A 25,701-nucleotide genomic window follows, 5' to 3' on the forward strand; every position below is an offset into this window, starting at 1 on the left:
GTGCCGGGCCCCGCACGGCGGGCTCAGCCGGCCCGGACCGACCACCGGCGGTTCGTGATCCACTCGGCGCGCAGCACCTCGGCCGTCCGCCCGGCGGTGCCCACCGGCTCCGGCACGTACGCCCGGGCGTCGGGGTGCAGGGGCAGGATCCGCAGCCGCAGCCCCTCGGCGCGCGGCGCGTCGGCGGGCAGCCGGTCCGGGCCGATGTCCCAGACCCGCCCCGAGAAGAACTGGTCGGCGACCAGCGTCTCCCCGACGTACGCCCGGCCCACGTCACCGGTCCAGTGCAGACGCAGCAGGGTCCCCGCGGGCAGGTCGTCCGGCACCTCGACGCGGTACTCGGCGGCCACGCTGTCGAAGTACTTCTCCGCGGGAGCGCTCGCCCGCCCCTGCACGCCGGTCACGGGCTCCGGAGCCGGTCCGGCGGGGCGGACCGAGGTGACCTCGGCGAGGGCCTCCCCGGCCCCGGGTCCGTCCTGCACCGCGTACCGTGTGAAGACGCCGTCGGCCGCCCCGGCCACCGCCGTGCCATCCACCACCTGTGCCCGGTCCGGAGCGGGCAGCACCGCGAACGACACCGGCCCGTCCGCCGCGTGCAGCCGTACCTCCTCGCGGTCGAAGACCACACCCGCCTCGCTCAGCACCAGCCGCTCGGCGCCCCACGCCTCGCCCCGGTAGGCGGTACGGGCGGTCGCCGCGTCCAGGACCAGCAGCCCCACCCGGCCGCCCTCGGCCGTGTCCACCTCGACCAGGCAGTCGGTACCGGGCCGCAGCCCGGTCACCAGCACCCGGCCGTCCACCGGGGTGAGATCGCCGGACGGCACGCTCACGGACGCCACCGTCGCCGCGTCCAGGGCGAGTTCGGGCACGATGCCGTCGGTCGCCGCCAGTACGAGCACCGTACGGCCGTCGACCTCGACCGTGCACACCGGCTGGGCGCTGGCCCACTCCAGCCGCAGACCCGCCACGTCGAGCCGCAGCGGCCAGGAGAAGTAGGAGCCGCTCGGCACGGTGACCGGGGCGCTCGGCAGCGTCAACGCCTCGGAACCGTCCGGGAATTCGACCGTGAACACCGTGTCCGGGTGGTCCGGCAGCGGTTCGTGCGGCTGGTGGTTGTTGACGAACAGGAACCCCGAGACGCCGTCGGTGCGCACCGCCCACCGCAAGGTCTCCCGGTCGTCCTGCCCGGCCGGCCGCCGCTCGGGCAGGACCGAGTCCATCGGGGCGATACGGTCCCCGAAGTCCGCCAACAGCAGGTGCTGGAGGCGCAGTTCGTGGTAGGTCGGCCGGTACTGGCCGTACTCGCCGAGCGGGGCCTGGAAGTCGTACGTCAGGACCGGCAGGTCGTTGGGATAGCCGGTGGCGTGGGACTCCTGGAGGGTGGTGAGCTCCCCGGCGGGGTTGGTGCCGCCGTGGAACATGTAGAAGCCCTGCCAGACCGAACCGCAGCCGATCTTGGTGAGGCCCAGTGCGCCGATGTCGGCGGCCTCGACCCGTGGCCGTCGGTGGTACGACACCGCCATGCCGCCGCCCAACTCGCAGGTGGCCCAGGGGAAGCGGTCCGCGAAGGCGTCCGGCTCGCCGCCCCGCACGGTGGTCGGTCTGAGGTCGGCGCCGATGCCCTCGTCGTCGCGCTGGTGGGTGAAGAAGAAGTGCTTGCGACAGGTGTCGGGCCAGCCGCCGTCCGCCTCGGTCCAGAACGTCTCGGTGTACCCGCCGTACAGCGGAACCAGCTCGTCCGGCGGGAGTTGGACCCCGCCCCAGGCGGTCGACGTCCACAACGGGGCGCTCATCCCGGCCTGTTGGGCCATGCGCTTCAGGGTGAGCAGATGGCCGGGCTGGTCGTACAGCTCGTTCTCGATCTGGATCGCCACGATCGGGCCGCCGTGCGCCCGGTCGAGACCGCGCAGTTGCTCGGCGATCGCCGCGAACCACGGCCGTACGGCGTCCAGGTAGGCCGGGTCGTCGGTGCGCGGCGCGCAGTCGCGGGCCAGCACCCAGTCGGGCAGCCCGCCGTTGCGGACCTCCGCGTGGGACCAGGGGCCCACGCGCGGGATGAAGTCCAGGCCGTGGCGGGCGCACAGCTCGGCGAAGCGGCGCACATCGCGGTCGCCGTCGAAGCGGACGCGGCCCTCGACCTCCTCGTGGTGGATCCAGATGAGGTAACTGGCGACGGCCGTGATGCCGCCCGCCTTCATCTTCAGCAGCTCCTCCTCCCACTCCTCGGCCGGGTAGCGGGAGTAGTGGAACTCGCCGGACACCGGGAACCACGGGCGGCCGCCCCGGGAGAGCCGGCGGCTGTTGATCTCGATCGGGTCCGGCACACCGGGGGCGTCGGCGAAGGGCAGGTGCCCGGCCACCGGCGCGTGGTCGGGGATCGGTACGCGCAGTCGGTGCGGCTGGGTCACGAGTGGTTCTCCGGTCCGAGATCGGGCGTGTCGGCGAGCTGGGCGCGTGTGCCGGTGGTGGCGTGCAGCTCCAGCAGGACGAGGTCGTTGGCGCCCGGGCGCAGGACCGGCCCCGGCACGTACAGGGTGTGCTGAGGGCCGCGGTTCCAGTAGCGGCCCAGGTGGAAGCCGTTGACCCAGGCCTGGCCCTTGGTCCAGCCCGGCAGCGCCAGGAAGGTGTCGGCGGGTGTGTCCACCTCGAACGTCCCGCGGTGGAAGGCGGGCACGGCGTCCGAGGCCGCCTCCGACGGCTCGAACGGCAGCGCCTCCAGATCGTCCAGCGGAACGGCCCGGCACTCCCAGCCGTGCAGGGCGGTCCCCTGGAACGACACCGGACCCAGCAGCCCCTTGGGCGCGCCGATCCGCGGCCCGTAGTTGACCCCGCCCTGGTTCTCCACCAGGACCTCCAGCGTGGCACCGGCGTACGGGACGCGCACCGGCAGCGTCTCGTCGTGGCGTTCGCGTTCCAGTACGCCCACGGAGGCGCCGTCCACGAAGACCTGCGCGCGGTCGCCGACCCCGCCCGCGAAGTGCAGCAGACCGTCGCCCGCGGCCGGAACGGTGGCGCGGTAGAGCGCGTACCCGGTGGGCGCCCCGAGTTCGTCCATGGTCACCGGGTCCTCGGTGCGCACCGCCCCGTCCAGGGTGCGCAGATGCGGCAGCAGCGGGGCGCGGCGGTCCAGGTCGACCGTGGTGAGCGGGAGCTTGGGGCCCGGCGCCGGGGCGGGCTCGTCGGGCACCGGCGCGTACCGGGCGATGACGTCACGGAAGGCGTGGTACTTGGGGCCGGGGTCGCCGCTCTCGGTGAGCGCGGCGTCGTAGTCGTAGGAGGTGACGGTGGGCGCGTAGGTGTGGTGGTGGTTGGCGCCGTTGGTGAAGCCGAAGTTGGTGCCGCCGTGGAACATGTAGATGTTGACCGAGGCGCCCGCCGCCAGCAGCTTGTCGAGGTCGGCCGCGGCGTTCTCCGCCGACCGCGTGTGGTGCGGGCCGCCCCAGTGGTCGAACCAGCCGATCCAGAACTCCGAGCAGAACAGCGGGCCTTCGGGCCGGTGCGCCCGCAGTGCCGCCAGGTGTTCGTCGACCCGGCCGCCGAAGGTGCCGCCGCTGACGGTGCCGGGCAGGCTGCCGGCGGACAGGTGCTTGGCGTTGGCCTGGTCGCAGGTGAACAGCAACTCCTCGACGCCACGGGCCCGCAGGGCCTCTTCGACGTGTGCGAGGTATGCGGTGTCGTCGCCGTAGGCGCCGTACTCGTTCTCCACCTGGACGGCGATCACCGGGCCGCCGTTCGCGGCGAGGTGGGGGAGCAGCGGGGGCAACAGCAGGTCGAGGTAGCGGTCGAAGGCGTCGGTGAAGCGGGGGTCGCTGGTGCGCAGCCGGATGTCGGGGTCCGAGACGAGCCAGTCGGGCAGCCCGCCGCCGTGCCACTCGGCGCAGATGTACGGGCCCGGACGCAGCAGGACGTGCAGGCCCTCGTCCTGGGCCAGCCGCAGGAAGCGGGGCAGGTCGAGCAGGCCGTCGAGGACGAGCGTGCCGGGCTCGGGCTCGTGGAGGTTCCACGGCAGGTACGTCTCGACCGTGTTGAGGCCCATCAGACGGGCCTTGCGCAGCCGGTCGGTCCACTGGTCGGGGTGGACCCGGAAGTAGTGCAGGGCACCGGAGATGATCCGGAACGGCTCACCGTGCAGGAGGAAACCGTCGGACGTCGTCGTCAGAGCGGGCATGGGGCTTCCCTTCGGGGTCGGGGTGCGGGGCCTGGTTCCAGGAGGTTGAGCGGGGTGGCCGGATGGGACGGGAGCGGGGGATCGGGGGTGACCGGCCGGGATGGGGGAGGGGGCCGGTTCAGTGCCGTCTCGTGGCGCGGATCAGCCAGAGCGTGGCGGCCAGACACAGCGCCGAGACGCCGCCCAGCAGCAGCGGTACCGCGCGGACCCCGGACGCCTCGATGGCCTTGCCGAGCGCCGGGCCCGCGACGACACCGCCGACCATGGACGCGGCGATGACCAGGGCTCCGGCCCGGCGGGCGGTCGGCGCCGCCCGGTGCAGCCAGGGCAGCCCGGTGGGGAAGATCGGGGCGATGAACAGACCGACACCGGCGTAGGCGTACGGCGCGAGCGCCGGTATCGAGGCCAGCAGCAGACAGGCCGTCATGCCCGCGCAGGAGACCGTGATGATGGCCTGCGCCGAGAAGCGCAGCGCGATCGGGGCGACCAGGAACCGGCCGACGGTCATCATCAGCCAGTACACCGAGGTGGCGGTCGCGGCGACGCCGGCGCCGTAGCCGACGGTCTCCAGATGTGTGGGCTCCCAGCCGCCGACGCCCGCCTCGATGCCGACGTGCAGCACGTACAGCGCGACGAACACCGCGAGCACCGAGCCCAGGCTGCGGCCGAGGACCCGCCCGCCGCCGTCGGCGGCCGCCGCGTCGCTCGGCTGCGTCGCCCGGTCGCGGACGCCCTTGAGGCACAGCAGCAGGGGCAGGTTGACGAGCGCGAAGCCCAGGAACACGGCCGGGTAGTGCGCGGAACCGACCACGCCGATCAGCGCCGGGCCGAGGATCGCGCCGATGCCGAAGTGGGCGTTGAGGATGTTCAGCATCGCGGCCGACCGGCGCCCGAAGCCCACCGCGAACAGCTGGTTGAGGCCGTAGTCGATACCGCCGAAGCCGAGCCCGGCCAGCAGCGCCGCCGCCAGCGCGGTCGGCCAGTTCGGCGCGAGCGCGAAGCCCGCCGCGCCGACCGCCATGAGCAGGTACGAGGCACCGAGGATGCGCCGGTTGCCGATCCGGCCGAAGAGCCGGTCGAACAGCAGCACCCCGGCCACCCCGCCGACGAAGTGGGCGCTCAGACCGAGCCCCGCCGCCGACGGTGTGAGCCCGAACTCCTCCCGGAGCCCGGGGATGGCCGGCCCGTAGAGGGCCTGGAGCGCCCCGATGAGCACGAAGCCCACGCAGGACGCGACCACGGCGGCCGGACTGAACACCGCGGTGGACGGCCCGACGGGCGCGGGCGCCTGCGGGCCGCTGGTGTCGACACCCTGTTTCTCCCCCTGCACCGCGCACCTCTCCTTCGATCCGACGCTGTGATGTTACCGGTAACATCACGGCCGTCAAGATCCCCGGCAGGGGTGGATTCATGGACGGATCCGAAAGGGAACTGGACTGTTGGTCCAGCAGTTGGACGTGTAGTCTAGGTGTCCTGGTCGGGAGAGGTCGGTGGAGGGGGAGAAGTTCTGTGGCGGGTAATGCGGGCGCCGTCCTGGACGCCGAACGGGACGCGATCCTTGCCGCGCTGGCCCCGGTCCTCGAAGGGCTCGTGGCCACCTTCGGTCCGGTGTGCGAGGTGGTCCTCCACGACTACCGGCGCCCGGAGCAGTCGGTGGTCGCCATCGCCGGCTCGGTGACCGGGCGCACCGTGGGCGGGGCGATGAGCGAGATCGGCCTGCGGATGGTCGCCCGCGGCCAGGAGGCGACCGACGAGCTGAACTACCTCACCCGGACCCCGTCCGGAGGGATCGTCAAGTCGTCCACGATGGTGCTGCGCGACTCCACGGGCGCGGTGTTCGGCGCGCTGTGCGTCAATCTCGACGTCTCCGCGGTCACCGAGGCCCACACCCTGCTCGGCTCCCTCGCCGGGATCGCCCGGCCCCCCGCCGAACTGCCGGTCACCACCTTCGGCAACGACATCGACTCCGTCGTGGACGTGATGCTCGACGCCCACCAGCTCCACCAGAACCGGCCGTGGGCGGCGCTCGACCGCGCGGAACGGCTGGAGCTGTTCCGCGGCCTGGACGAGCGCGGGGTGTTCGCGGTGCGTCGCGCGATCGAGCAGGTGGCCGCCCGGCTCGGCATCTCCCGGGCCTCCGCGTACAGCTATCTCTCCCAGTCCCGAGCACGAGCAGCAACAGCGACCGACTCCACTTCCGACTCCTCTGGAGGGCACGCGTGACGACCACCACCCCACCGATCTCCCTCGACGACGTCCGCGACGCGGCCGCCCGGCTCAAGGGCGTCGCCCACCGCACCCCCGTCCTGCGTTCGCGCACGCTCGACGAACTGGTCGGCGCCGAAGTCCTCCTCAAGTGCGAGAACTTCCAGCGCGTGGGGGCCTTCAAGTTCCGCGGCGCCTACAACGCGGCCTCCCGGCTCACCCCCGAACAGCTGGCCCGGGGCATCGCCGCCTACTCCTCCGGCAACCACGCCCAGGCCGTCGCCCTGGCCGCCCGGGAGCTCGGCACCACCGCGGTGATCGTCATGCCGCAGGACGCCCCGGCCTCGAAACGGGCGGCCACCGCAGGCTACGGCGCCGAGATCGTCACGTACGACCGCTACACCGGCGACCGCGTCGCCATCGGCGAAGCCCTCGCCGCCGAGCGGAACCTCACGCTCGTCCCGCCGTACGAACACCCGCACGTCATGGCGGGTCAGGGCACCGCGGCCCTTGAACTCCTCGAAGAGGCGGGGGAGTTGGGCGCGCTGATGACACCGGTGGGCGGCGGCGGTCTCATCGCCGGCAGTGCCACCGCGGCCAAGGGCCTGGACGCCGGGATCCGTGTGATCGGTGTCGAGCCCGAGGCCGGGGACGACACCAGACGCTCGCTGGAGGCGGGCCACCGGGTCAGGATCCCCGTGCCCCGCACCATCGCCGACGGCCAGGCGCTGGAGACCCCGGGAGAGCTGACCTTCTCCGTCAACCAGCGGCTCGTCGACGAGATCGCGCTGGTCTCGGACGACGAGATCCGGGACGCGATGCGGTTCGCCTTCGAGCGCCTGAAGATCGTCGTCGAGCCCAGCGGCGCGACCCCGCTGGCCGCCCTGCTCTCCGGCCGGGTCGGCGGCCTGCCGCCCCGGATCGGTGTGATCGTCTCCGGCGGGAACATCGACGCCGAGCGCTTCGCGCGGATCTGCGGGGCCGGTACCTGATCCGGGTCCGGCCGCTATCACCCGAATGGCGGTGCCGTACCGGCGGGCGGACGATGGAGGGGTGGGGCTCGGCCCCCGCCCGCACCGCCCACGACGGGCGGGGGACGGAGACCGGCCCCGGCCGCACCGAGCACGGCCGGAAAGGAAGAACCCTCATGATCGAGGTGAAGACACTCGACAAGCCGGACGAGCGCCGCGATTTCCCCCGGGGGCATCTCGAAGCCGTCCACCTCACCGGACTGGACTTCGCCGTCGCCACCTTCGAACCGGGCTGGCGCTGGTCGGAGTCCGTGGCCCCCATCGCGGGCACGGACAGCTGCGAGATCCACCACAACGGCTATGTCGTCCAGGGCCGTATGCACATCCGGATGGACAACGACGGCGGCGAGAGCGAAGTGGGCCCCGGGGACGTCTTCGTGTGCCCGTCCGGACACGACGCCTGGGTCGTCGGCGACGAACAGGTCGTGGTGTACGACTTCGCGGGCGGCATGGCCCAGGAGTACGCGAAAGCCGACTGAACACTGCCTTCGGGGCCGTCTGCGAACCGTGGTGAGATGGTGCAGTGAGCCGTGCCTCCGAAGACACCAACCGCCGTATGCTGCGTGCCCGGGACGCCATGGACCGTTCCTACGCCCAGCCGCTGGACGTCCCGGCACTGGCCCGGATCGCCCATGTGTCCCAGGCGCACTTCACCCGCACCTTCCGCGCCACCTTCGGAGAGACCCCGCACCGCTACCTCCAACGCCGCCGCGTCGAGCGCGCCATGTTCCTGCTGCGCGAGACCGACCGGAGCGTCACCGACATCTGCTTCGAGGTCGGTTTCGCCAGCCCGGGGACCTTCAGCCGCACGTTCCGCGACATCGTGGGCCGGTCGCCGCGGGAGTACCGCAAGGGGGCGAAGGAAGCACAGGAGGTGCGGGGAACGACGGCCGTGGCCGTGCCCACGTGCTTCACGATGGCGTGGACGCGGCCGTACGCCTGCCCTGTGACCGACCCGAGGTGACCTGATCGACCTGAGGTGACCCGAACCGTCCGGCGACCGAGCAGTTTTGGATAAGTTTCCGAGCGCCCCGCTCGGTAGCGTGAGGAGCATGTTCACCGCCATCACGCATTCGCAGATCTACGTCCTGGATCAGGACGAGGCCCTCGACTTCTACGTCGGCAAGCTCGGGCTGGAGGTCAACGCCGATGTCGACCTCGGCTTCATGCGCTGGCTGACCGTCCATGTGCCCGGCCACCCGGAGCGGCAGATCCTGCTGGAGAAGCCGGGGCCGCCGGCGATGTCCGAGGAGACCGCGGAGCAGGTCCGCGCGTTGCTGACGAAGGGGGCGATGGGCGGGCACCTCATCTTCAGCACGGAGGACTGCCGCAAGACGTACGAGACGCTGCGGGGCAAGGGGGTCGAGTTCACCGAGGAGCCCACCGAGCGCCCCTACGGGATCGACTGCGGCCTGCGCGACCCCTTCGGCAACAACATCCGGTTCACCCAGCCGAGCGCCTGACCTCGGTGCCGCATCCGCCTCACACGGTCACGACGATCTTCGCGCGTGCGTGCGCCACCTCCAGGTGACGGATCGCCTCGGCCGCCTCGCCGAGGGGATACGTCCGCTCGATGACGGGGGCGATCTTCCCAGCCTCCGCGAACTCGCGCAGGACCGCGAGATTCCGCTTGCTCGCCTTGGCCGGGAGTTCGAGCAGCCGCTGGCGCACGAAGGGGGAGACCAGCCGCCGCTTGAAGAACAGCCCCATCGGCCCGATGAGGCTGCCGCCCTCGTACATGCCCCCACCGGACAGCACCAGCGTGCCGGTGGGGGTGAGCGCGCGCCGGAACTCGCCCAGCGAGCGGTTGCCCACCAGGTCCAGCACGACGTCGTACCGGTGCCCCGCCCGGGTGAAGTCCTCCCGGGTGTAGTCGAGGACGCGGTCCGCGCCGAGGGAGCGGACGAGGTCGACGTTCCGGGTGCTGCACACACCGGTCACCTCGGCCCCGTAGACCTTGGCGAGCTGGACGGCGAACGTGCCCACACCGCCCGACGCCCCGTTCACCAGGACCGACTGCCCCGCCCGCAGCCGCGCCACGTCCCGCAGGCCGATCAGCGCGGTGTTCGCGGCCAGGGGCATCGCCGCCGCCTGCTCGAAGGTGAGGCCGGACGGTTTCGGACCCACCATGCCGTCCCGGGCGCACACGTACTCCGCGAACGCCCCGTCGGCCTCGCCGTACACCTCCTCGCCCGGCCGCAGTCCCGTGACGCCGCCGCCGACCGCCTCCACCACGCCGGCGAAGTCCCGGCCCCGGATCTTCGCCCGGGGGGCGCGCAGCCCGAGCGCCAGGCGGGCGATCCTCGGGTCGCCGCGCATGAGGTGCCAGTCGTAGGCGTTGACCGCCGCCGCCCGGACCCGCACCAGAACCTCGCCCGCACCGGGCACCGGCCGGTCGACGTCCCGGAACTCCAGCGTGTCCGCCGAGCCGTACCGGTCCTGGACCACTGCCTTCATGGGTTCCCCCTCCGTTGAACGGAGCGTAGAGGCGGCACGGCGGTAGGGACATCGGGGACAAGCCCTACTTCTCCGGGAGGAGTCACCGGTCCTCTCCGAGTGGAGCCACCGGTCTCCTCCGGAAGGAGTCCACCGGTCCCGAACCGGGTCCGGTCCTCGCGGTCAGACCGGCAGCAGGCGTCCGACCAGGGCGCTGAGCTGCCGGGCGTTGCGGCACTCGAACATCTCGACCAGGTCGGCGTAGTCGGGCGCCGCCGAGTCGCCCGTACCCCACTGGGCGCGCGCCTCCGGGTTCAACCAGTAGACACGGCGGGCGCGTTCGGCGAGCTGCCGGACGGCCGGCAGGTTCGGGTCGCTCATGTTCGTCCGGGCGTCGCCGAGGACGAACACGGTCGTGCGCGGGCCCACCGCGTCGCCGTGGCGTTCGGCGAACTCGCCCAGGGCCACGCCGTAGTCGCTGCTGCCGTGCCAGCCCGTGAGGGTCGCCTCGGACCTGATCCGCGCGCCGAGCCCCTCCGGGTCGGCGGCGCCGTGCGCGAGCAGCGGGGTCACCTCGTCGATCCGGTTGACGAAGGCGAAGACGCGCACCTTGCTGAACTGGTCGTGCAGCGCCTGCACCAGCAGCATCGTGAAGTCGGAGAACCCCGACACCGAGCCGGACACATCGCACAGCAGCACCAGTTCGGGACGCGCCGGACGGCGTCGGCGCAGCACCGGCCGCATGGGCACCCCGCCCGTGGACAGCGAACCGCGCAGGGTGCGGCGCAGATCGATGCTGCCGCGGGCGGCCCGGCGCCGGCGGGCCGCCAACCGGGTGGCGAGCTTGCGCGCGAGCGGCTGCACCGTCCTGCGCAGCTCGGCCAGCCGGTCCCGGCCCGCGAACAGGAAGTCCACCCGGTCCGCCGTCGGGGCCACCGCCCGCCGGGCGATCTCGTCCCGCCCGCGCCGCTCGGCCACCCGGCGCCGCGCCTCCGCGCCCACCATCCGGCGGAACGACTCGATGCGCCGCCGGATCTCGTCCTCCAGCAGCCGGTCGGCGAAGCCCGAACCGCCGCCCCGCGCCCGGACGTCGTCGCGGACCCGGGCCAGCAGCGTCTGCGGGCGCAGCCGGTCCAGGGCCTGGTGCGACGACCAGCCGTCCGAGGCCGGCGAGGATCCGTATCCGCCGAAGCCGTCGACCGCCTCGGCGGCCAGCCGGGCCAGCAGCGCCGCGTCGTCGTCGGCGAGCGCGGCCGCCAGCCGGTCGCGCAGCTCGTCCCGGTCCGCGGGCTGCGACCCGGGCCCGCCGACGGCTCGCGGAAAGTACAGGTCGAAGACCGGGTCGAACACCGGCCGCTGGGCCGTGCCGTGCAGCAGCGTCGCGGCCAGCCCCTCGCGCAGCCGTTCCCGGTCGGCGAGACCCAGCGCCTCCATCGCCTGGGCGGCGTCGACGGTCTCGCCGGTGCCGACGCGGACGCCGTGCGCGCGCAGCGCCGCGACCAGCGACGTCAGCCGCTCCGCGACACCGGCCGGTGCGCTCACAGCGACCCCAGATCCAGCTTGGCCCCGGCCTTGAGGACGTCGTCCTGATGCTTGAGGAGCACGCCCAGGGTGTCCCGTACGACGGTCTCGTCCAGGGTGTCGGCGCCGAGGGCCAGGAGCGTGCGGGCCCAGTCGATGGTCTCGGCCACCGACGGCACCTTGCGCAGGTCCATGGCGCGCAGCGCCCCGACCACCCGCACCACGGACTCGGCCAGCGTCGCGTCGAGCCCGGGCACCCTCAGCCGTACGATCCGGCGCTCCAACTCCTCCTCGGGGAAGCCGATGTGGAGGAACAGACAGCGGCGGCGCAGGGCCTCGGACAGCTCGCGGCTCGCGTTCGAGGTGAGCACCACGAAGGGGCGGCGGGTCGCGGAGATGGTGCCCAGCTCGGGGACGGTGACCTGGAAGTCGCTGAGCACCTCCAGGAGCAGGCCCTCGACCTCGACGTCCGCCTTGTCGGTCTCGTCGATCAGCAGCACCTTCGGCTCGTCGCCGCGGATCGCGGTCAGCAGCGGACGGGAGAGCAGGAACTCCTCGCTGAAGATGTCCGTGCGGGCCTCGTCCCAGCTCTCGTCCCGGCCCGCGCTGATGCGCAGGAGCTGCTTGGCGTGGTTCCACTCGTACAGTGCCCGGGACTCGTCCACGCCCTCGTAGCACTGGAGGCGGACCAGCCGTGCCCGCGCCACCTCGGCCACCGCCTTGGCGAGTTCGGTCTTGCCCACCCCGGCCGGGCCCTCGACCAGCAGCGGCTTGCCCAGGCGGTCGGCGAGGAAGACGGTCGTGGCGACCGCGGGGGAGGCGAGGTAGCCGGTCTCGGCGAGGCGCGCGGAGACGTCGTCGACGGATGTGAACAGCAACGGGGCCTCCAGGTCGGCGGGGACACGGTCGTACCGCTCGGCGGTCGTTCGTAAACCACCTTCTAAGCGCACTATCTAAGCGCTTGTTCACTCCCTCTGTCACGCGAAAAGCAGGACGGGCGACATCGGTAGACTGATCGGTTTTTGTCCTTGCGTGCGCAGAGGTAACCTCCCCGTATGGCCACCACAGAGAAGGCATCGACCAGAGACCGGCTGCTCGACGCGGCGACCGAGCTCTTCTACCGTGACGGCGTCTCCATCGGCGTCGAGGCGCTGTGCCGCACGGCCGGTGTCTCCAAGCGATCGATGTACCAGCTGTTCGCGAGCAAGGACGAGGTCCTCGCGGCGAGCCTGGACCGACGCCTGCCCGCCTACGCGGCCTACCTCCTGCCCGGGCCGGAGGACACCGGCACCCCGCGCGAACGCATCCTGCACGTCTTCGGGCAGGTGGAGAAGAGCTCGACCGACCCCGACTACCACGGCTGCCCGTTCCTGGCCGCACTGGTCGAGCTGAAGGACCCCGACCACCCGGCGAGCCAGGTCGCCCGCGCGGCCAAGGAGAAGCTGCGGGAGGCACTCCGGGCCGAGGCGGAGGCCGGCGGAGCACGCGAACCCGATCTTCTCTCCCGCCAGTTGATGCTGGTCTTCGACGGCGCCAGCGCCCGGGCCGGTGCCCGCGTCGAGACCCTGGACGGGCTGACGACGGTGACCGTGACGGCCCTGCTGGACGCGGCGGGAGTGCGCTGACAAAGCCGGCGAAGTTGACGAAGCCGGCGAAGTTGACGAAGGGGCGGCCACCGAAGTGGCCGCCCCTGATCGGTTCATGCGTCCGCTCACGCGGCCAGCCCCACCGCCCCGATCGCCGGAGTGCGCAGCACCCGCCGTGCCGTGGCCAGGCTCGTCCCGAGCGTGGCCGCCGCCGCGATCGACGCGACCGCCAGCCAGATGCCCAGCCCCTGATCGGGCAGCACCGAGTCGGTACGCACCATCGTGAACGGCACGATCCCCGCCAGCGCGGCCACCGTCCCGAAGAACAGACCCACGACGGTCAGGATGAGCCCCTCGGCGCCCACCGTGCCGAGCACCTGCCCCGGGGTCGCCCCCGCGAGCCGCTGCTGCCCGAACTCCCGGCTGCGATAACTCGTCGCCGCGTACAGCGAGTTGACCAGCATCACGCAGACGAACACCACGATGATGCCGACGACCGTGTAGTTGAGGGACTCCAGGTTCTTCGCGTCGACCGACTTCACCAGACCCGAGGCCGCCACGGCATCGCTCTCCACCGCCTGCATGTACAGGGTGGCCGTCGAGACCGCCGTGAACAGGATCAGTGACATCAGGATCCCGGCGAGGTGGTCCGCCCGGCGACGCAGATTGCGCACCGCCAGCCAGCCGCTCGCACCGGTGAGCGGCAGCGCGTCCAGCACACCCTTCAGCAGCCGCGGCGCCAGCAGCGCGCAGCCCACGGAGAGCAGGATCGCCCCGTACGCCGGTGCCGCCATCAGCGCCTCGTCCGTCGCCGAGAAGGCGAAGGTGGACGTCGCCGCCACGGCACCCAGGCCGAGGGCGGCGTACGCGAGGTACGTCCGCGCCCTGCCCGCCCGCCGCGGCCCGCGCGTCGCCCGCCGTACCGCGAGGAACGCGGCGCCCGCCGCCGCGAGCAGCGTGATGTCGACGCCCGACAGCAAAGCGACCGGACCGAAGGAGTGGTCGACGGACCGGGCGACCTGACCGCTGTCCTGGAACACCCCCAGCAGCGCCTGTCCGCCGAGCATCGCCGGACCGATCGCCAGCACCGCGCCCACCAGGGCGACGGCCACCGCCTCACCCACCACCATCCGCTTGATCTGCCCCGGAGTCGCCCCCGAGCAGCGCAGCAGCTCCAGTTCGGCGGTCCGCTGGCGCACGGTGACCGTCAGGGTCGAGGCGACGGCGAAGAACACCAGCAGGGTGCCGTAGCCGCCGACCACACTCGCCGCCGTGGTCAGGGTCTCCTTGCTCACCCGGTCGACACCGCTCTGTGCCGCCGTGTCGTGCATCGAGTTGAACGTCATGATGACCGCCGCGCCCAGGAAGGCGGACAGCAGCGTCGCGAGGAACCGTCCGGGCCGCTTGCGTATCGACCGCATCGCCAGCAGGAACATGGCTCACACCCCCACCGTCATGTCGTCGCCCAGGTGCGCCAGCCGCTCGGCGACCGCGTCCGGGGTCGGCCCGTCCATCCGCCCGGCGAGCCGGCCGTCGGCGAGGAAGACCACGGAGTCGGCGTAGGAGGCGGCGACCGGGTCGTGTGTCACCATCACCACGGTCCGGCCGTGCACCCGCACCGCGTCCTGGAGCAGCCCCAGCACACCCCGCGCACTGCGCGTGTCCAGCGCGCCGGTCGGCTCGTCCGCGAAGATCACCCTGGGGTCGGCGACCAGCGCCCGCGCGATCGCCACCCGCTGCCGCTGCCCGCCGGACAGCTGGTCGGGCAGGTGGCCCAGGCGGTCGCCGAGGCCGACGGCGGTGAGGATCTCCCGGGCCTTCCTCCGGTCCACCCGCTGCCCGGCGAGCTTGAGCGGCAGCACCGTGTTCTGGGCGACGGTCAGCGTCTCCAGCAGGTTGTACTGCTGGAAGACGAACCCGACCCGGCCCCGCCGGAACCTCGTCAGCTCCGCCTCGCCGCCCCCGGTCAGCTCATGGCCGTCCACCCGCACGATCCCGCTGTCGGGCCGGTCCAGACCGGCCGCGCACTGGAGCAGCGTCGACTTCCCCGAGCCCGAGGGCCCCATCACGGCCGTGAAGGTGCCACGGGCCAGGGCGAGCGTGACCCCGTCCAGCGCGGTCACGGCACTGTCGTCCGTGCCGTAGGTCTTGGTGACCTTGACCAGCCGCAGCGCCTCGGCGGCGGGTCCCGCGTCGTGCTTGCGTCGCGAGCCTGTGCGAAACATCGTCATCATCTCCGTCCGGCACGCCGTGTGCCCCGATGAAGACGCTACGGAGACGGGGCGTCGGACACATGGGGCGCAGAACCCGTCTTCGGGGGTGTACTCAGTGACACCCTCCGGCGGATACGGCAGGGTTGATCCCCATGACCGCCATGACCGACGGAATAACCTGGCTCGCCGAACCCGAGGCCATCGCCTGGAGCGGCTACGGCATCGTGATCGCCCGCGACCTCGATGGGGAGTCCCTGGCGCGACGGGTCGCCCAGACCGCGCTCCGCAAGAAGGGCAGGCCCCGTTTCATCGGGGAACTCACCGGCAGGCAGGTGCAGGACGTACTGGAAGGCGTCTTCGAGGACGTGTCCAAGGAGGTCGCCCTGCGCCACGGAGAGCTCGACGAGTGGTCGTACGTCGTCAAGTACGGCGGCTGGCAAGGCGAGTTCGGCGACACACCGCCGGTCGACCGCCACGAACTGCACGTCTTCCACCTGGAGTTCGACGAGTGGAACGGCAAACCGGTGCCCCCGTGGTTCGCCTACCGCCACGACGAGCGCCTGATGTGCAAGTTCAACCTGCACCTGGACGCCGGCTGGTCGTGGGGGAGCCCCGACGGTGACCCCGAGGTGGCGGCCGCCGTCCGGGACCGGCTCACCGCCGCCGGACTGCCCGACGAGGACCTGGACCGCCGTACCGTGCACCGGACCTCGCTGCGGGTCCTCCAGGAGCACTTCGGCCTCACCCTGCCGCGCGGGCAGATCGTGCAGGGGACCCTGCCCACGCTGCTGCTGACCGGTCCGTGACCCTCGTACGGGTCACCACAACGCGCCGACGCCCCGGCCCGCCCGGTGCAATGGAGGCGTGACCGCGCCTCCGGACGACTGCCTCGCGCGCAACGAGTGGATCTGCGGCGAGTACCTCAGTACCCGCCGGCACATCCTCCTCGACGCGGTGCTCCAGCATCTCCAGCTGACCGCGGTCTCGGTGCTCATCGGCCTCGCCCTCGCCCTGCCCCTCGCGGTCCTGGCCCGCCGCTGGGGCTGGGCGGCCGCACCCGTCCTGGCCGGGACGACGATCCTCTACACGATCCCGTCGCTGGCGATGTTCTCCCTGCTCCTGCCCGTCTACGGCCTGTCCGCGGGCCTCGTCGTCGCCGGGCTCGTGCTGTACTCGCTGACCCTGCTGGTGCGCAACATCCTCGCCGGGCTGCGCGCGGTCCCCGAGGAGACCCGGCAGGCGGCCCGCGGCATGGGCTACGGCCCGATCCGGCTCCTGCTCGCCGTGGAACTCCCGCTCGCCCTGCCCGCCGCGATGGCCGGCCTGCGCATCGCCATGGTCTCGGCGATCTCGCTGGTGACCGTGGGCGCGATCGTCGGCCACGGCGGGCTCGGCAACCTCATCTACGCCGGCATGAACACCTACTTCAAGGCCCAGGTGCTCACCGCGTCCGTCCTGTGCGTGGTGATCGCGATCGCCGCCGACCTGCTCCTCCTCGCCGTGCAGCGGCTGCTCACCCCCTGGACGAGGGCGGCACGCGCATGAACACGCTGACCGACGCCTGGGACTGGCTCGCCGACTCCGCGCACTGGGCGGGCGAGGAGGGCATCGGGCACCGGCTTCTCGAGCACCTCGTCCTCACCGTCGTCTGCCTGGCCGTGAGCTGCCTGATCGCACTGCCGGTCGCGCTGGTCCTCGGCCATCTCGGCAAGGGCGGCGCGCTGGCCGTCAACATCTCCAACATCGGCCGAGCGGTCCCCACCTTCGCCGTCCTGGTCCTGCTGCTCCTCACCCCGGTGGGCCGATGGGGCGAGGGCCCCACGGTGGTCGCCCTCGTGCTGTTCGCCGTGCCGCCCCTGCTCACCAACGCCTACGTCGGTATGCGCGAGGTCGACCGCGACATCGTGCGGGCGGCGCGCGGGATGGGCATGACCGGGCCGCAGGTGCTGGTCCGCGTGGAGCTGCCCCTTGCGCTTCCCATGGTCCTCAACGGGGTGCGGATCGCCGCCGTCCAACTCGTCGCCACCGCCACCATCGCCGCCCTGGCGGGCGGGGGAGGGCTGGGCCGGATCATCACGGCCGGCTTCAACCTGGCCAGTACGCCCCAGGTGGTGGCCGGTGCCGTCCTGGTCGCCGGGTTCGCGCTGGTCGTGGAGGCGGTCTTCGAGGTCGCGGAGCGGTTGGCGCCCCGCTGGGCGAGGGGCACACGATGAGACGTGCCCGGGCCGCGACGGCCGCCCTCCTGCTGCTGCTCACCGGCTGCTCCACCGGACCGTCCCTGGAGAACCAGGGCGCGGTCACCGCGCCGCCCGGCGACAGCCACCACCTGACCGTCGGATCCGCCGGCTTCACCGAGAGCGACCTCCTCGCCCAGCTGTACTCCCAGCTGCTGGAGCAGGCCGGATACCGCACCTCGCTGCTCACCGTCGCCAACCGCGAACTGTACGAACCCGCCCTGGAGTCGGGGCAGATCGACGTCGTGCCCGAGTACGCGGCCACCTTCGCCGACTGGCTGAACGCCAAGACCCACGGCGCCGACGCCGAGCCGGTCGGCTCACCCGACCTGAACGCCACCATGAAGGCCCTGCGCCGCCTGGCCACCCCCCGGGGCCTCACCGTCCTCGACCCCGGCCGGGCCGTCGACCAGAACGCCTTCGCCGTGAGCGCCTCCTACGCCCGCGAGCACGGCCTCAAGACTCTCAGCGACCTCGGCGCCTCCGGCCTGCGGGTGCGGCTCGCGGCAGGCGACGAGTGCGTGCAACGGCCGTACTGCGAGCCGGGGTTGAAGAAGACGTACGGCATCGACATCACCGCCGTCGACCCCAAGGGCGTCGGCACCACCCAGGCCAAGCGGGCCGTGCAGAGCGGCCAGGACCAGATGGTGCTGACCACGACCACGGACGCCACCCTGTCCGACTTCGGCCTGGTCCTCCTCACCGACGACAAGCACCTCCAGAACGCCGACTACGTCGTCCCCGTCGTCAACCGCTCCCGGGCGGGCGGCGCGGGCGTCACCAAGGCACTCGGCAAGCTCAACGCCGTCCTGACCACCGCCGACCTCGCCTCGATGAACCAACAGGTCGACAGCTGGCGCCGGTTGGCCGAGGACGTGGCCCGGACCTATCTGGAGGACAAGGGCCTGCTGAGGTGAGACGGGGCGTCACATGCGGCGACGGCTTGTCGGGCGCCACACGGTCACCCCGGCGCCCAGCGGACGTACTCCTGCTCGGTCGCTTCGGCCTCGGCGAGCCGCCCCAGCCTCCGCGACAGCTCCGCCTGGCCGGTCAGGGAGGTGAGGTAGGCCGGCAGGAAGGCGTCCGGATCGAGGCCGGCCAGTTCAGCAGTTTGTCGCCGTTGGAGGCGTCGGCGTGCCGCGGGGTCAGCTTCAACGTGAGCTTGTGCACGGAGCCGCGGCTGTGGTCGGCGGAGGTACCGGCCGTCAGCACGCTCCAGAGCCCCACCTCGGCCTCCGCCGCGCCTCGGGCGGTCACGGTGACCTGCAGCTCCGGATCGACGGTCTCCAACTCGAAGCGCAACGGCTCCTCGGCCCCGGCTGGCGCCCGAACATTAGTCCCCTGCTGACGTGACGCCTCCGTGACGTCGGTGACCGTACTGGTGCGGCGGGGAGGGTTCCCGGCCCCCGCGCGGGCCGGTACACCCGGTTCATGGGGGACGACAACGGGGGACGCCGCCGGTGGGGGCGTCGCGTGAGGGAAGTGTGGGACGGCGCGGAGGCCGAGGGGCGGTCGAAGAGCCTGGAGGACCTCGTACGGTCCGAGGACGCGCCCGCCTACAAGGGGTTCTGCGCCGCGTATCCGGCCCAGTTGCTGCGGATGCAGCGGGCACTCGGTGCCTCGCAGCGCGCGTTCGAGCGGTCCACGCGCCGCAGCGTGCAGCAGGCGCTGCGCGGGGCCCTGCGCAACGTACTGGCCGAGACCTGCCCGCCCGGGGACTATGTGCGCGGCTACCTGGACCGGGAACTCGACGACGTCGAGGGCTGGTTGGAGCAGGACCGCGTGACGGCGGTCGGCCGCGGCCTCAACGTCGGCCTGGCTCTGGGCGCCGCCGCGGGAACGCTGCTGCTCGCTCTGCCGCTCCTCGCCGGCCGGCCCGCGCTGCACCTGCTCGGCGTCACCCTGGGCTGCGGCGACGGCTGGGGCCTGCTCGGGGCCTTCACCGCGGGCGGCATGGGGGCCTTCGGAGCGGTGCTCAGCGTCCTGGGGCGGCTCCGGCTCAGCGTCGGCGAACTGGCACGGCGACAGACCACCGGACCCGGCAGCGGGGCGGCCGCCGGCCGGCAACTGGCCCGCCGTATGCGCCACGAAGGCGTCTACCGCGTCTTCGTGGGCTGGATCCTCGCCGTCGCCGTCTACTTCGTGCTCAGCGGCGGCATCGTGCCGGTGGTCGAGGTACCCGTCACGACAGCCGAGATCTGCGGGACGGGCAACGCGGCCGGCACCGAATTCTGGGGTTTCTGGTGCGCCATCGGCTTCGTGGCCGGCTTCAACGAACGCTGGGCCTTCGGCATCCTGAGAAGGGAGGGCAGCGCCGCCGCCTCGAAGGGCCGCGGGGCTGTGACACCGGCGGCTCCGCCGCAGGCGCGCGACGAGTCACGATGAAGCCGTCGCCGACCAACGACACACGGCGGCACGTCCAGTGGAGCGTCCGGTGCGCCTGTGCTTCGCCCCGGCTCCTGCCGCCCGCCGCCGTGGCCGGGCGGCAGGAGCCGGGCCTGATGATCACCGTCGGCGACAGACCCGTGCCCCAGCCCCCACCATGACCCATCCCACGAGCTACCTGAACGCCGAGCCACAGCCAACCGTGCACGAGGTCGTCAGCGCTGCAGTGTCAGCACGCCCGGCCGGTACGGCAGGAGGCCGTAGTCCGTGCCGTCGGTGCTGGGGTCGCGCCCCTGGTAGAGGAACTGCAGGTTGCAGGGGTCAATGGTCTTGGTCTGGTCGGGGTCGGTGCGAACCAGATCGCCGTGGCTGATGTCGTTGGTCCAGGTCGCGCCGCTGTTGGCCTTGCCGGCGAAGGGGTTGGTCACGGTGTCGGCCTGCGGTGTCCAGGTGCCGTCGAGGCTGGTGGCCGTGAACGAGCGGAAGTAGCGACCGTACCCTGTGTAATTCTGGGCCTCGACGATCATGAGGTACTGGTTCTGACCCTGGACCTTGTAGACCTCGACCGCCTCGAACAGGTTGAGCGGCGTGTCGCTCATGATCTTCGTGAACGAACCGAAGGTGCCCGGGAAGTCACCGATGGGCATGTTGGCGCGGTAGAGGCCGCCCTCATCGTCGGCGAAGAACATGTACATGTTCGTGTCGTCGCCGATGAGGGTCACGTCGAGGGGGCCACCCTTCGGGAGGGTGCCTGTGAAGAGCTCCTGCTGCGGGCCCCAGCCGTTGGGGTTGGTGGGGTCGCTCGAGGTGCGGTAGGAGAAGCTGTACGCCCAACCCCCGTTGTGGGCGAGCACCCAGAGGTTCTTCGGGGCGAAGTAGAACAGCGTCGGCGCGATGCCATCGAAGGGAATCGTGTTCTGGGTGGCGGCGGCCATGTCGGACCAGTTCGTGAAGGGGCTGAAGGCCGTCAATCCCCAGCGCCCCTCGTCACCGGCGAGGGTGTTGTGTGTCGTGGCATAGGCGAGGTGCTGGCCGTTGTACTTCACGGTGGTGAAGTCCTTGAGCGAGGCCCAGCCCGACTTCGGCTGCGCCAGCGGGCCCGTCGAGGCCCACCGGTAGCTCGACGGAAGAGCACACGCGTTGCTCGCCCCGGACAGGCCGGTCCACTTCTGGTTGGCGCCGCCGTGGCACGACCAGAGCTGCCCCCCGTGCCGTTGGCCGTACCCCAGCCCGATGCCTCCAGACACAGCCCGGAGCGCACGCCGGTGATCGTGCCGTCGGGGTTCACCCGCCACTGCTGGTTGTCACTGCCGTTGCACGTCCAGATCTGCACCGGGTCCCGGACGTGGTGGCGCCGCCCCGGGCATCCAGGCACTTGTTGCCGTACACCGTCAGCCGGCTGCTGTCCGTCAACGTCCACTGCTGGTTGGCGCCGCCGTGGCAGTCCCGGACATGCACGTTCGCGCCGTCGGTCTGGCTGAAGCCCGCCACATCGAGACAGCGGCCGGAAGCCACCCCGCGCACGTCGCCGGTGGTGGCCGCCTGGGCCGGGCCGGCGACGAGCAGCGCCGCCAGCGCGGCCAGGGCCGCAACCACGGCGGCGAGCACCGCGGACGGGCGTCTGAGGCTGGAACTACGTCGGTGCGTAAGGACCTCGTCATCCTTGAGCAAGCGACTCCGGTCCTCCCGGTCAGAGGCTGTCCGGATGCCGGTGTGATGCGATCCATGGCCGATATGTCGAACAAGGGTCGAAGTCCCGATCGAGAGAATGCTGGACATCCCATCAATGCCGTCAATGCTTCGCGCAGAATCCGCAGACAGAAACATCCATAGGCCGCAACATCCGCAGACTGAAACCAGGCCTCTTCAAGTCCCGTACTTGTACGGGTCTTTGGCGTCAGGGGCAGGTAGCGACAGCCGGCCGGCACTGGCCGCCCAGGCCGGGGCGACCTATCGGCGGCGTGACTTGATCGAACGCTGCACGAGAAAACCGCCGCCTCCTGCGAAGCGGCGGTCCTCCCGCATCGTTCTGTCTCCGGGCAAGATCCATTCGAGAACGGACCCTGGTGCGCCCGCCGCCCGTGAGCGATGCCTACGGCATCGTTTCCGCCGTCACGGTGCTGGAGTCGAACTGGTTGATCGCCGACTGGGTCACGTCATGGGACGTGGAGAAGATCCCGGCGTCCTGCTTGGCCGCGGCGGTGGCCAACGTGACGGGCTGACCGATCGGGACGTAGTTGGCACCGTCGTAGGAGTACGAGGCGGTGAACGACGTTCCGGACCGGGTGAGCTTCACCCAGACGGGACGGTAGACGTCGACATCGGCGCGGGCGTCGGTGTCCAGATAGCCGTCGCCGTTGCTGTCCCACTGGAACACGACGCCGTTGCGAGCGGTGACCGCGACGACGGCGTACCCGGCCGACGCTCCCGCCTTGGTCATGTCGTTGCGGACCATGACACCGGACTTGGCCCAGGCGTCGGCGTCGTTGACCGACACGACTCGGGTGGACACGCTCGAGCCGGCCGTGTACGAGCCGGCCCGATAGATCGATCCGAACTGGTCGTCCTTCTGACCCCCGGCACCCCAGACGTCGGCGCCGGCCGCCGCGATGCCGAACGCGTTCCCGTGCTGGCCGAAGTACGAGCTGACGGCCGAACCTCCGGCTGTGCTGAAGCCGCCCCCCACCGGTGCGGTGGACGCGCATCCGCTGAATCCGAACTGGTTTGCGTTGAGCGATGTCCGGTACTGCGGTGCGACACCCGCCTGGCAGATCACGTCGCGTGCGCCCGCCGGCCAGTTGGCGCCGGTGACCTTCACGTTGTTGATCAGCTTGTTGTTGTGTGCCTCGGCGTTGGGCGCGGACACTCCACCCGAGTTGTACCAGTTGTTCTGGATGGTGTTGTCGCTGGTGTTGTTGCGGAGGCTGTATGCGTTGGTGAACACGAAGGAACCGCCCTGGACGACGTTGTTCTCGTACGTCATCGAGCGCGAGCCCTCGTCCAGATAGAGGCCGACTCCTGAGATGTTGAACAGGTAGTTCTTGGCGACCACGGTCCCCGGGCTGGCGGAGAGGTTGTAGACCGAACCGCCGTCGGCGAAACGTGCCTTGGTGTTGTGCACGAGGTTGCCCTCGACGCGGTTGTTCTTGAGCGTGGTCGGCGTCGTGTAGAGCGTGTTCCACTTGTAGTAGCCACGGTCGACGTAGTCGTTCGACCCCCCGGCGTCGTTGATGCCCCAGCCGTAGCCGGTGTCGATGCCGTCGTAGGGGACGTTGGCGACCTCGTTGTGCAGGATGCGGGCGTTGGTGACGTAAGTGCTGAGGATGCCGCTGTTGTCCTTGTAGTCCACCGCCACGCGGTTGATCGTGTTGTTGGCGATCAGGATGTTCTTGTTGGTCATTCTCGGGTCGCTGGGGTGGTGCGCGTCCGGCAGTACGCCGCCGACCGCTATGCCGTGCCCACTGTTCTCGGTGAACCGGTTGCCGACCACGTCGATGTCGGCCGCGCCCAGTCCGACACCGGTGATCGTGGCGTTGGCGTCGTTTCCGATGCCCAGTGCCGACTGGCCGAGGTTGGTGAACGTGTTGCCGGTGAACGAGATGCGACTGGCGGCGGACACCCGTACGGCCGCGGGCTCCTGGTACCAACTGGTGCGGGCGCGTTCGAACATCTCACAGCCGCGGGAGCAGCTGGTGAAGGCGTCGGCGGGGCGGTACTTGTAGGTGCCCTTGATGAAGAGACCGTTCTGCTGGTCCGCGTACCCGTCGGTCGAGGGGCCGAGCCAGGAGGTTCCGGAGAACTGGATGCCCTTGAAGGCAAGGCCGGTCACCGGCTCGTCGTACGTCCCGCCGATGCTGATCAGTGTTTCCAGGCGGGGCAGTTCGATGTCGAGCTTGTCGGGGTCGACCCCGTCCGCCGGCTTGTAGTAGAGCTTCCCGGCGCCCGGGTCGATGTACCACTGGCCGACCTGGGTGAGGAACTTCAGTGAGTTGTCGAGGTACCAGCTCGGTCCGGCCAGGAACGAGTTCTGGACGGTGTCCCAGCCCCATGTGTTGTTGTCCCATGCCGGCTGCGCCATCGTGATCTCGGTGCCGCTGATGCTCTGCACCGGTGAGTAGCGGTTGGTGAAGTCGCCGAGGGACTCGAACTCGATGCGCCCCTGGTCGGGGAGCGTGGCGAGGTAGTTCAGTGCCGGATTCTTGATGGTCAGGCCGGTAGCGGTGGGAGTCACGTCCGAGTTGGCCAGGCGGATGGCGGCGCGAGGGGCGATCACGCCGTTCACGTAGAGCTGGCGGGTGTCGAGGCCGCGAGGGGTGTCCGCCTCCCAGATGCCCGACCCCGCATCGGACTTGGACCAGCCGGTGACCTTCGAGGCGCCCGTGATGACGGGGTTGGCGTTTGGGGCGGCGGTCCAGGTGACGGTGTGGTCGCCGCCGTCATTGCCGGGACCGAACCGGAGTGGCTCGGAGAGGCGATAGGTGCCGTCGGCGAGCTGAACGCTGACGTCACCCCGCTTGGCGGCGGGGCCGGCCATGTGCTGCGCCCGCTTGATCGAGCACGGCTGCGACTGGCTGCAGGGGCCGGAGTTCTTCCCGTCCGGCGCCGCGAAGTACACCGTCCGAGGCGCGGCTTGCGCCTGGAGCGGCATGAGTGCTGACGCGATGGCGGCGCAGACGCCGAGCGTCGCGAGGAGCCCGGTCCTGCGCTTCCATCGTCCGCTCACCGAGCGTGTCGAGTCTGACGTCGATGTCATGTTCGATCGCTTCCTGTGACTGGGGCATTGATGCTCGCCACAGGGTTAGCATACGTATGATGTTTGCGACAAGATTCGTACGATGTTTACTTGGGTTCTGGAGTGCTCGCTGTGCGGGCGGGGTCCGGAACGAGTCCCGCGCAGTGCAGCTCTTCCCACAGGGCCTCCGGCACCACCGCCCGATATCGCGCCACATTGCTTCGCACGTGCTCCTCAGTGCGCATCCCTGTCACCACCGAGGTGACCGCGGGGTGGCGCAGCGGGTACTGGACGGCGGCAGTGGGGAGCTCCACGCCGTGCCGCTCGCAGACGGCGGCGATACGGGTGGCGCGTTCGATGACAGAGCGCGGCGCCGTCCCGTAGTCGTAGGGCGCCGAGGCGTCCACGGTCGCACTGCTCAGAAGGCCGGAGTTGTAGACCGCCGCGGCGACGACGCCGACGCCGCGGGCGCCGGCGAGGGGCAGTAGGTCGTCCAGTGCCGACTGGTCGAGAAGGGTCAACCGACCGGCGACCATCACCACGTCGACGTCGGTCCGCCTCACGAACTCGGCCAGCATCGCCGCCTGGTTCATGCCGGCACCGATGGCGCCGACGACGCCCTGGTCCCGGAGCTCGGCCAGAGCGGCCATCCCGCTGGTCGATGCCGCCTCCCAGTGGTCGTCGGGATCGTGCAGATAGGCGATGTCGAGCCGGTCCGTCCCGAGTCGTGCCAGCGACTCCTCGACGGAACGGAAGATCCCCTCGCGGCTGAAGTCCCGGACCCGTCTCTTCGTCGCCGGTACGACGAACCCGTCGTCGTCGAGCCGGTGAGCCGTGTCCGGGCTGTCCACGAGCAGACGCCCGACCTTCGAGGAGAGGACCACCGCTTGCCGAGCGGTCGCACGCAGGGCGTTCCCCAGGCGGCGTTCGGACAGCCCGAGGCCGTAGTGCGGCGCGGTGTCGAGGTGGCGGATGCCTTCCTCGGTCGCGGCTCTGACGGCGCGAAGCGACTCGTCGTCGGTCGTCTTGGTGAACAGATTGCCGAACTGGGCGGCCCCCAGGCCCAGTTCCGTGAGCTGGTGCCCGGTCCGCAGGCTGCGGACGGGCAGCGTCTTTTGTGTCGATGCGTGGTCGCGTGGCGATTGCTTGCTGGGCACGAGGTCGAGTTCTATCATGACAGCATACGTATG

At 71.2% G+C, this 25,701-nt stretch carries 23 protein-coding genes and 1 pseudogene; 12 read left to right on the forward strand and 12 right to left on the reverse strand.

Going from position 1 to position 25,701, the window contains the following annotated elements:
• Nucleotides 1-23: 23 nt before the first annotated feature.
• The 3 genes from K4B79_RS30675 to K4B79_RS30685 form a co-directional block, all read right to left on the reverse strand.
• A complete protein-coding gene (locus tag K4B79_RS30675; protein WP_232030444.1) occupies nt 24-2,408 on the reverse strand; it encodes a beta-galactosidase in 2,385 nt (794 codons plus the stop codon).
• Entirely contained in the window at nt 2,405-4,168 is a 1,764-nt protein-coding gene (locus K4B79_RS30680; protein ID WP_232030446.1) for a glycoside hydrolase family 35 protein, read from the reverse strand. The genes K4B79_RS30675 and K4B79_RS30680 overlap by 4 nt, the downstream gene beginning before the upstream one ends.
• Before the next feature lie 118 nt (nt 4,169-4,286).
• Nucleotides 4,287-5,426, reverse strand: a complete 1,140-nt coding sequence (locus tag K4B79_RS30685; protein WP_232030542.1) for an MFS transporter — start codon at nt 5,424-5,426, stop codon at nt 4,287-4,289.
• Between the two features lie 251 nt (nt 5,427-5,677).
• Here K4B79_RS30685 and K4B79_RS30690 point away from each other — a divergent pair, with 251 nt between their 5' ends.
• The 5 genes from K4B79_RS30690 (at nt 5,678) to K4B79_RS30710 (ending at nt 8,867) form a co-directional block, all read left to right on the forward strand.
• Nucleotides 5,678-6,391: a helix-turn-helix transcriptional regulator gene (locus K4B79_RS30690; protein ID WP_232030448.1), complete on the forward strand. Its 714-nt coding sequence runs from the start codon at nt 5,678-5,680 to the stop codon at nt 6,389-6,391.
• Entirely contained in the window at nt 6,388-7,365 is a 978-nt protein-coding gene (locus K4B79_RS30695; protein WP_232030450.1) for a pyridoxal-phosphate dependent enzyme, read from the forward strand. The genes K4B79_RS30690 and K4B79_RS30695 overlap by 4 nt, the downstream gene beginning before the upstream one ends.
• 155 nt (nt 7,366-7,520) lie before the next feature.
• Nucleotides 7,521-7,883: a cupin domain-containing protein gene (locus K4B79_RS30700; RefSeq protein ID WP_232030452.1), complete on the forward strand. Its 363-nt coding sequence runs from the start codon at nt 7,521-7,523 to the stop codon at nt 7,881-7,883.
• A gap of 77 nt (nt 7,884-7,960) precedes the next feature.
• Nucleotides 7,961-8,368, forward strand: a complete 408-nt coding sequence (locus K4B79_RS30705) for a helix-turn-helix domain-containing protein (RefSeq protein WP_232030454.1) — start codon at nt 7,961-7,963, stop codon at nt 8,366-8,368.
• Between the two features lie 88 nt (nt 8,369-8,456).
• On the forward strand, nt 8,457-8,867 hold the full coding sequence (locus K4B79_RS30710) for a VOC family protein (RefSeq protein ID WP_232030456.1): 411 nt from the start codon (nt 8,457-8,459) through the stop codon (nt 8,865-8,867).
• Between the two features lie 19 nt (nt 8,868-8,886).
• On the opposite strand, the gene K4B79_RS30715 is transcribed toward K4B79_RS30710, so the two are convergent.
• The 3 genes from K4B79_RS30715 to K4B79_RS30725 form a co-directional block, all read right to left on the reverse strand.
• A complete protein-coding gene (locus K4B79_RS30715; RefSeq protein ID WP_232030458.1) occupies nt 8,887-9,861 on the reverse strand; it encodes an NAD(P)-dependent alcohol dehydrogenase in 975 nt (324 codons plus the stop codon).
• A 162-nt stretch (nt 9,862-10,023) separates the two neighbouring features.
• A complete protein-coding gene (locus tag K4B79_RS30720; RefSeq protein ID WP_232030460.1) occupies nt 10,024-11,382 on the reverse strand; it encodes a vWA domain-containing protein in 1,359 nt (452 codons plus the stop codon).
• Nucleotides 11,379-12,236, reverse strand: coding sequence for an AAA family ATPase (locus tag K4B79_RS30725; RefSeq protein ID WP_232030544.1), 858 nt, complete (start codon nt 12,234-12,236; stop codon nt 11,379-11,381). The genes K4B79_RS30720 and K4B79_RS30725 overlap by 4 nt, the downstream gene beginning before the upstream one ends.
• A gap of 180 nt (nt 12,237-12,416) precedes the next feature.
• On the opposite strand from K4B79_RS30725, the gene K4B79_RS30730 reads away from it, so the two are divergent.
• The gene (locus tag K4B79_RS30730) at nt 12,417-12,986 is read left to right on the forward strand and encodes a TetR/AcrR family transcriptional regulator (RefSeq protein ID WP_232030462.1); all 570 of its coding nucleotides are present in this window, start codon (nt 12,417-12,419) and stop codon (nt 12,984-12,986) included.
• Between the two features lie 86 nt (nt 12,987-13,072).
• On the opposite strand, the gene K4B79_RS30735 is transcribed toward K4B79_RS30730, so the two are convergent.
• Both K4B79_RS30735 and K4B79_RS30740 read right to left on the reverse strand, forming a co-directional pair.
• Nucleotides 13,073-14,383: an FtsX-like permease family protein gene (locus K4B79_RS30735; protein WP_232030464.1), complete on the reverse strand. Its 1,311-nt coding sequence runs from the start codon at nt 14,381-14,383 to the stop codon at nt 13,073-13,075.
• Nucleotides 14,384-14,386: 3 nt separating this feature from the next.
• A complete protein-coding gene (locus tag K4B79_RS30740; RefSeq protein ID WP_232030466.1) occupies nt 14,387-15,172 on the reverse strand; it encodes an ABC transporter ATP-binding protein in 786 nt (261 codons plus the stop codon).
• A gap of 149 nt (nt 15,173-15,321) precedes the next feature.
• Between K4B79_RS30740 and K4B79_RS30745 the strand changes: the two genes are divergently transcribed.
• From K4B79_RS30745 to K4B79_RS30760, 4 genes are read left to right on the forward strand one after another with little or no spacing between them, the layout of a single operon-like run.
• Nucleotides 15,322-15,966: a hypothetical protein gene (locus K4B79_RS30745; RefSeq protein ID WP_232030468.1), complete on the forward strand. Its 645-nt coding sequence runs from the start codon at nt 15,322-15,324 to the stop codon at nt 15,964-15,966.
• Nucleotides 15,967-16,024: 58 nt separating this feature from the next.
• Nucleotides 16,025-16,705, forward strand: coding sequence for an ABC transporter permease (locus K4B79_RS30750; RefSeq protein ID WP_232030469.1), 681 nt, complete (start codon nt 16,025-16,027; stop codon nt 16,703-16,705).
• Nucleotides 16,702-17,373, forward strand: coding sequence for an ABC transporter permease (locus K4B79_RS30755; RefSeq protein ID WP_232030471.1), 672 nt, complete (start codon nt 16,702-16,704; stop codon nt 17,371-17,373). The genes K4B79_RS30750 and K4B79_RS30755 overlap by 4 nt, the downstream gene beginning before the upstream one ends.
• Nucleotides 17,370-18,311, forward strand: coding sequence for an ABC transporter substrate-binding protein (locus tag K4B79_RS30760; protein WP_232030473.1), 942 nt, complete (start codon nt 17,370-17,372; stop codon nt 18,309-18,311). The genes K4B79_RS30755 and K4B79_RS30760 overlap by 4 nt, the downstream gene beginning before the upstream one ends.
• A 133-nt stretch (nt 18,312-18,444) precedes the next feature.
• Here K4B79_RS30760 and K4B79_RS47955 read toward each other — a convergent pair whose 3' ends face one another.
• Nucleotides 18,445-18,984: a trypco2 family protein gene (locus tag K4B79_RS47955; RefSeq protein ID WP_308280540.1), complete on the reverse strand. Its 540-nt coding sequence runs from the start codon at nt 18,982-18,984 to the stop codon at nt 18,445-18,447.
• Between K4B79_RS47955 and K4B79_RS30770 the strand changes: the two genes are divergently transcribed.
• A complete protein-coding gene (locus K4B79_RS30770) occupies nt 18,868-19,779 on the forward strand; it encodes a hypothetical protein (RefSeq protein ID WP_232030476.1) in 912 nt (303 codons plus the stop codon). The two genes, K4B79_RS47955 and K4B79_RS30770, sit on opposite strands and share 117 nt — an antisense overlap.
• Nucleotides 19,780-19,994: 215 nt before the next feature.
• Here the strand turns inward: K4B79_RS30770 and K4B79_RS30775 are convergent.
• Nucleotides 19,995-21,387, reverse strand: a pseudogene (locus K4B79_RS30775) (non-reducing end alpha-L-arabinofuranosidase family hydrolase).
• A gap of 484 nt (nt 21,388-21,871) precedes the next feature.
• The gene (locus K4B79_RS30780; protein ID WP_232030478.1) at nt 21,872-24,313 is read right to left on the reverse strand and encodes a right-handed parallel beta-helix repeat-containing protein; all 2,442 of its coding nucleotides are present in this window, start codon (nt 24,311-24,313) and stop codon (nt 21,872-21,874) included.
• A 13-nt stretch (nt 24,314-24,326) separates the two neighbouring features.
• On the opposite strand from K4B79_RS30780, the gene K4B79_RS30785 reads away from it, so the two are divergent.
• The gene (locus K4B79_RS30785; protein WP_232030480.1) at nt 24,327-24,551 is read left to right on the forward strand and encodes a hypothetical protein; all 225 of its coding nucleotides are present in this window, start codon (nt 24,327-24,329) and stop codon (nt 24,549-24,551) included.
• A gap of 67 nt (nt 24,552-24,618) precedes the next feature.
• Here the strand turns inward: K4B79_RS30785 and K4B79_RS30790 are convergent, their stop codons facing one another.
• Entirely contained in the window at nt 24,619-25,686 is a 1,068-nt protein-coding gene (locus K4B79_RS30790) for an aldo/keto reductase (RefSeq protein WP_232030482.1), read from the reverse strand.
• Nucleotides 25,687-25,701 lie beyond the last annotated feature (15 nt).

This window comes from Streptomyces lincolnensis (assembly GCF_021173675.1).
In the GTDB taxonomy this organism is placed as follows: Bacteria; Actinomycetota; Actinomycetes; order Streptomycetales; family Streptomycetaceae; genus Streptomyces; species Streptomyces lincolnensis_B.

Coding starts and splice junctions, on each gene's coding strand:
- K4B79_RS30790 (WP_232030482.1), bottom strand. CDS start 25,686: ATGATAGAACTCGACCTCGTGCCCAGCAAGCAATCGCCACGCGACCAC.
- K4B79_RS30735 (WP_232030464.1), bottom strand. CDS start 14,383: ATGTTCCTGCTGGCGATGCGGTCGATACGCAAGCGGCCCGGACGGTTC.
- K4B79_RS30680 (WP_232030446.1), bottom strand. CDS start 4,168: ATGCCCGCTCTGACGACGACGTCCGACGGTTTCCTCCTGCACGGTGAG.
- K4B79_RS30760 (WP_232030473.1), top strand. CDS start 17,370: ATGAGACGTGCCCGGGCCGCGACGGCCGCCCTCCTGCTGCTGCTCACC.
- K4B79_RS30705 (WP_232030454.1), top strand. CDS start 7,961: ATGCTGCGTGCCCGGGACGCCATGGACCGTTCCTACGCCCAGCCGCTG.
- K4B79_RS30745 (WP_232030468.1), top strand. CDS start 15,322: ATGACCGACGGAATAACCTGGCTCGCCGAACCCGAGGCCATCGCCTGG.
- K4B79_RS30780 (WP_232030478.1), bottom strand. CDS start 24,313: ATGGCCGGCCCCGCCGCCAAGCGGGGTGACGTCAGCGTTCAGCTCGCC.
- K4B79_RS30740 (WP_232030466.1), bottom strand. CDS start 15,172: ATGTTTCGCACAGGCTCGCGACGCAAGCACGACGCGGGACCCGCCGCC.
- K4B79_RS30710 (WP_232030456.1), top strand. CDS start 8,457: ATGTTCACCGCCATCACGCATTCGCAGATCTACGTCCTGGATCAGGAC.
- K4B79_RS30715 (WP_232030458.1), bottom strand. CDS start 9,861: ATGAAGGCAGTGGTCCAGGACCGGTACGGCTCGGCGGACACGCTGGAG.
- K4B79_RS30730 (WP_232030462.1), top strand. CDS start 12,417: ATGGCCACCACAGAGAAGGCATCGACCAGAGACCGGCTGCTCGACGCG.
- K4B79_RS30755 (WP_232030471.1), top strand. CDS start 16,702: ATGAACACGCTGACCGACGCCTGGGACTGGCTCGCCGACTCCGCGCAC.
- K4B79_RS30700 (WP_232030452.1), top strand. CDS start 7,521: ATGATCGAGGTGAAGACACTCGACAAGCCGGACGAGCGCCGCGATTTC.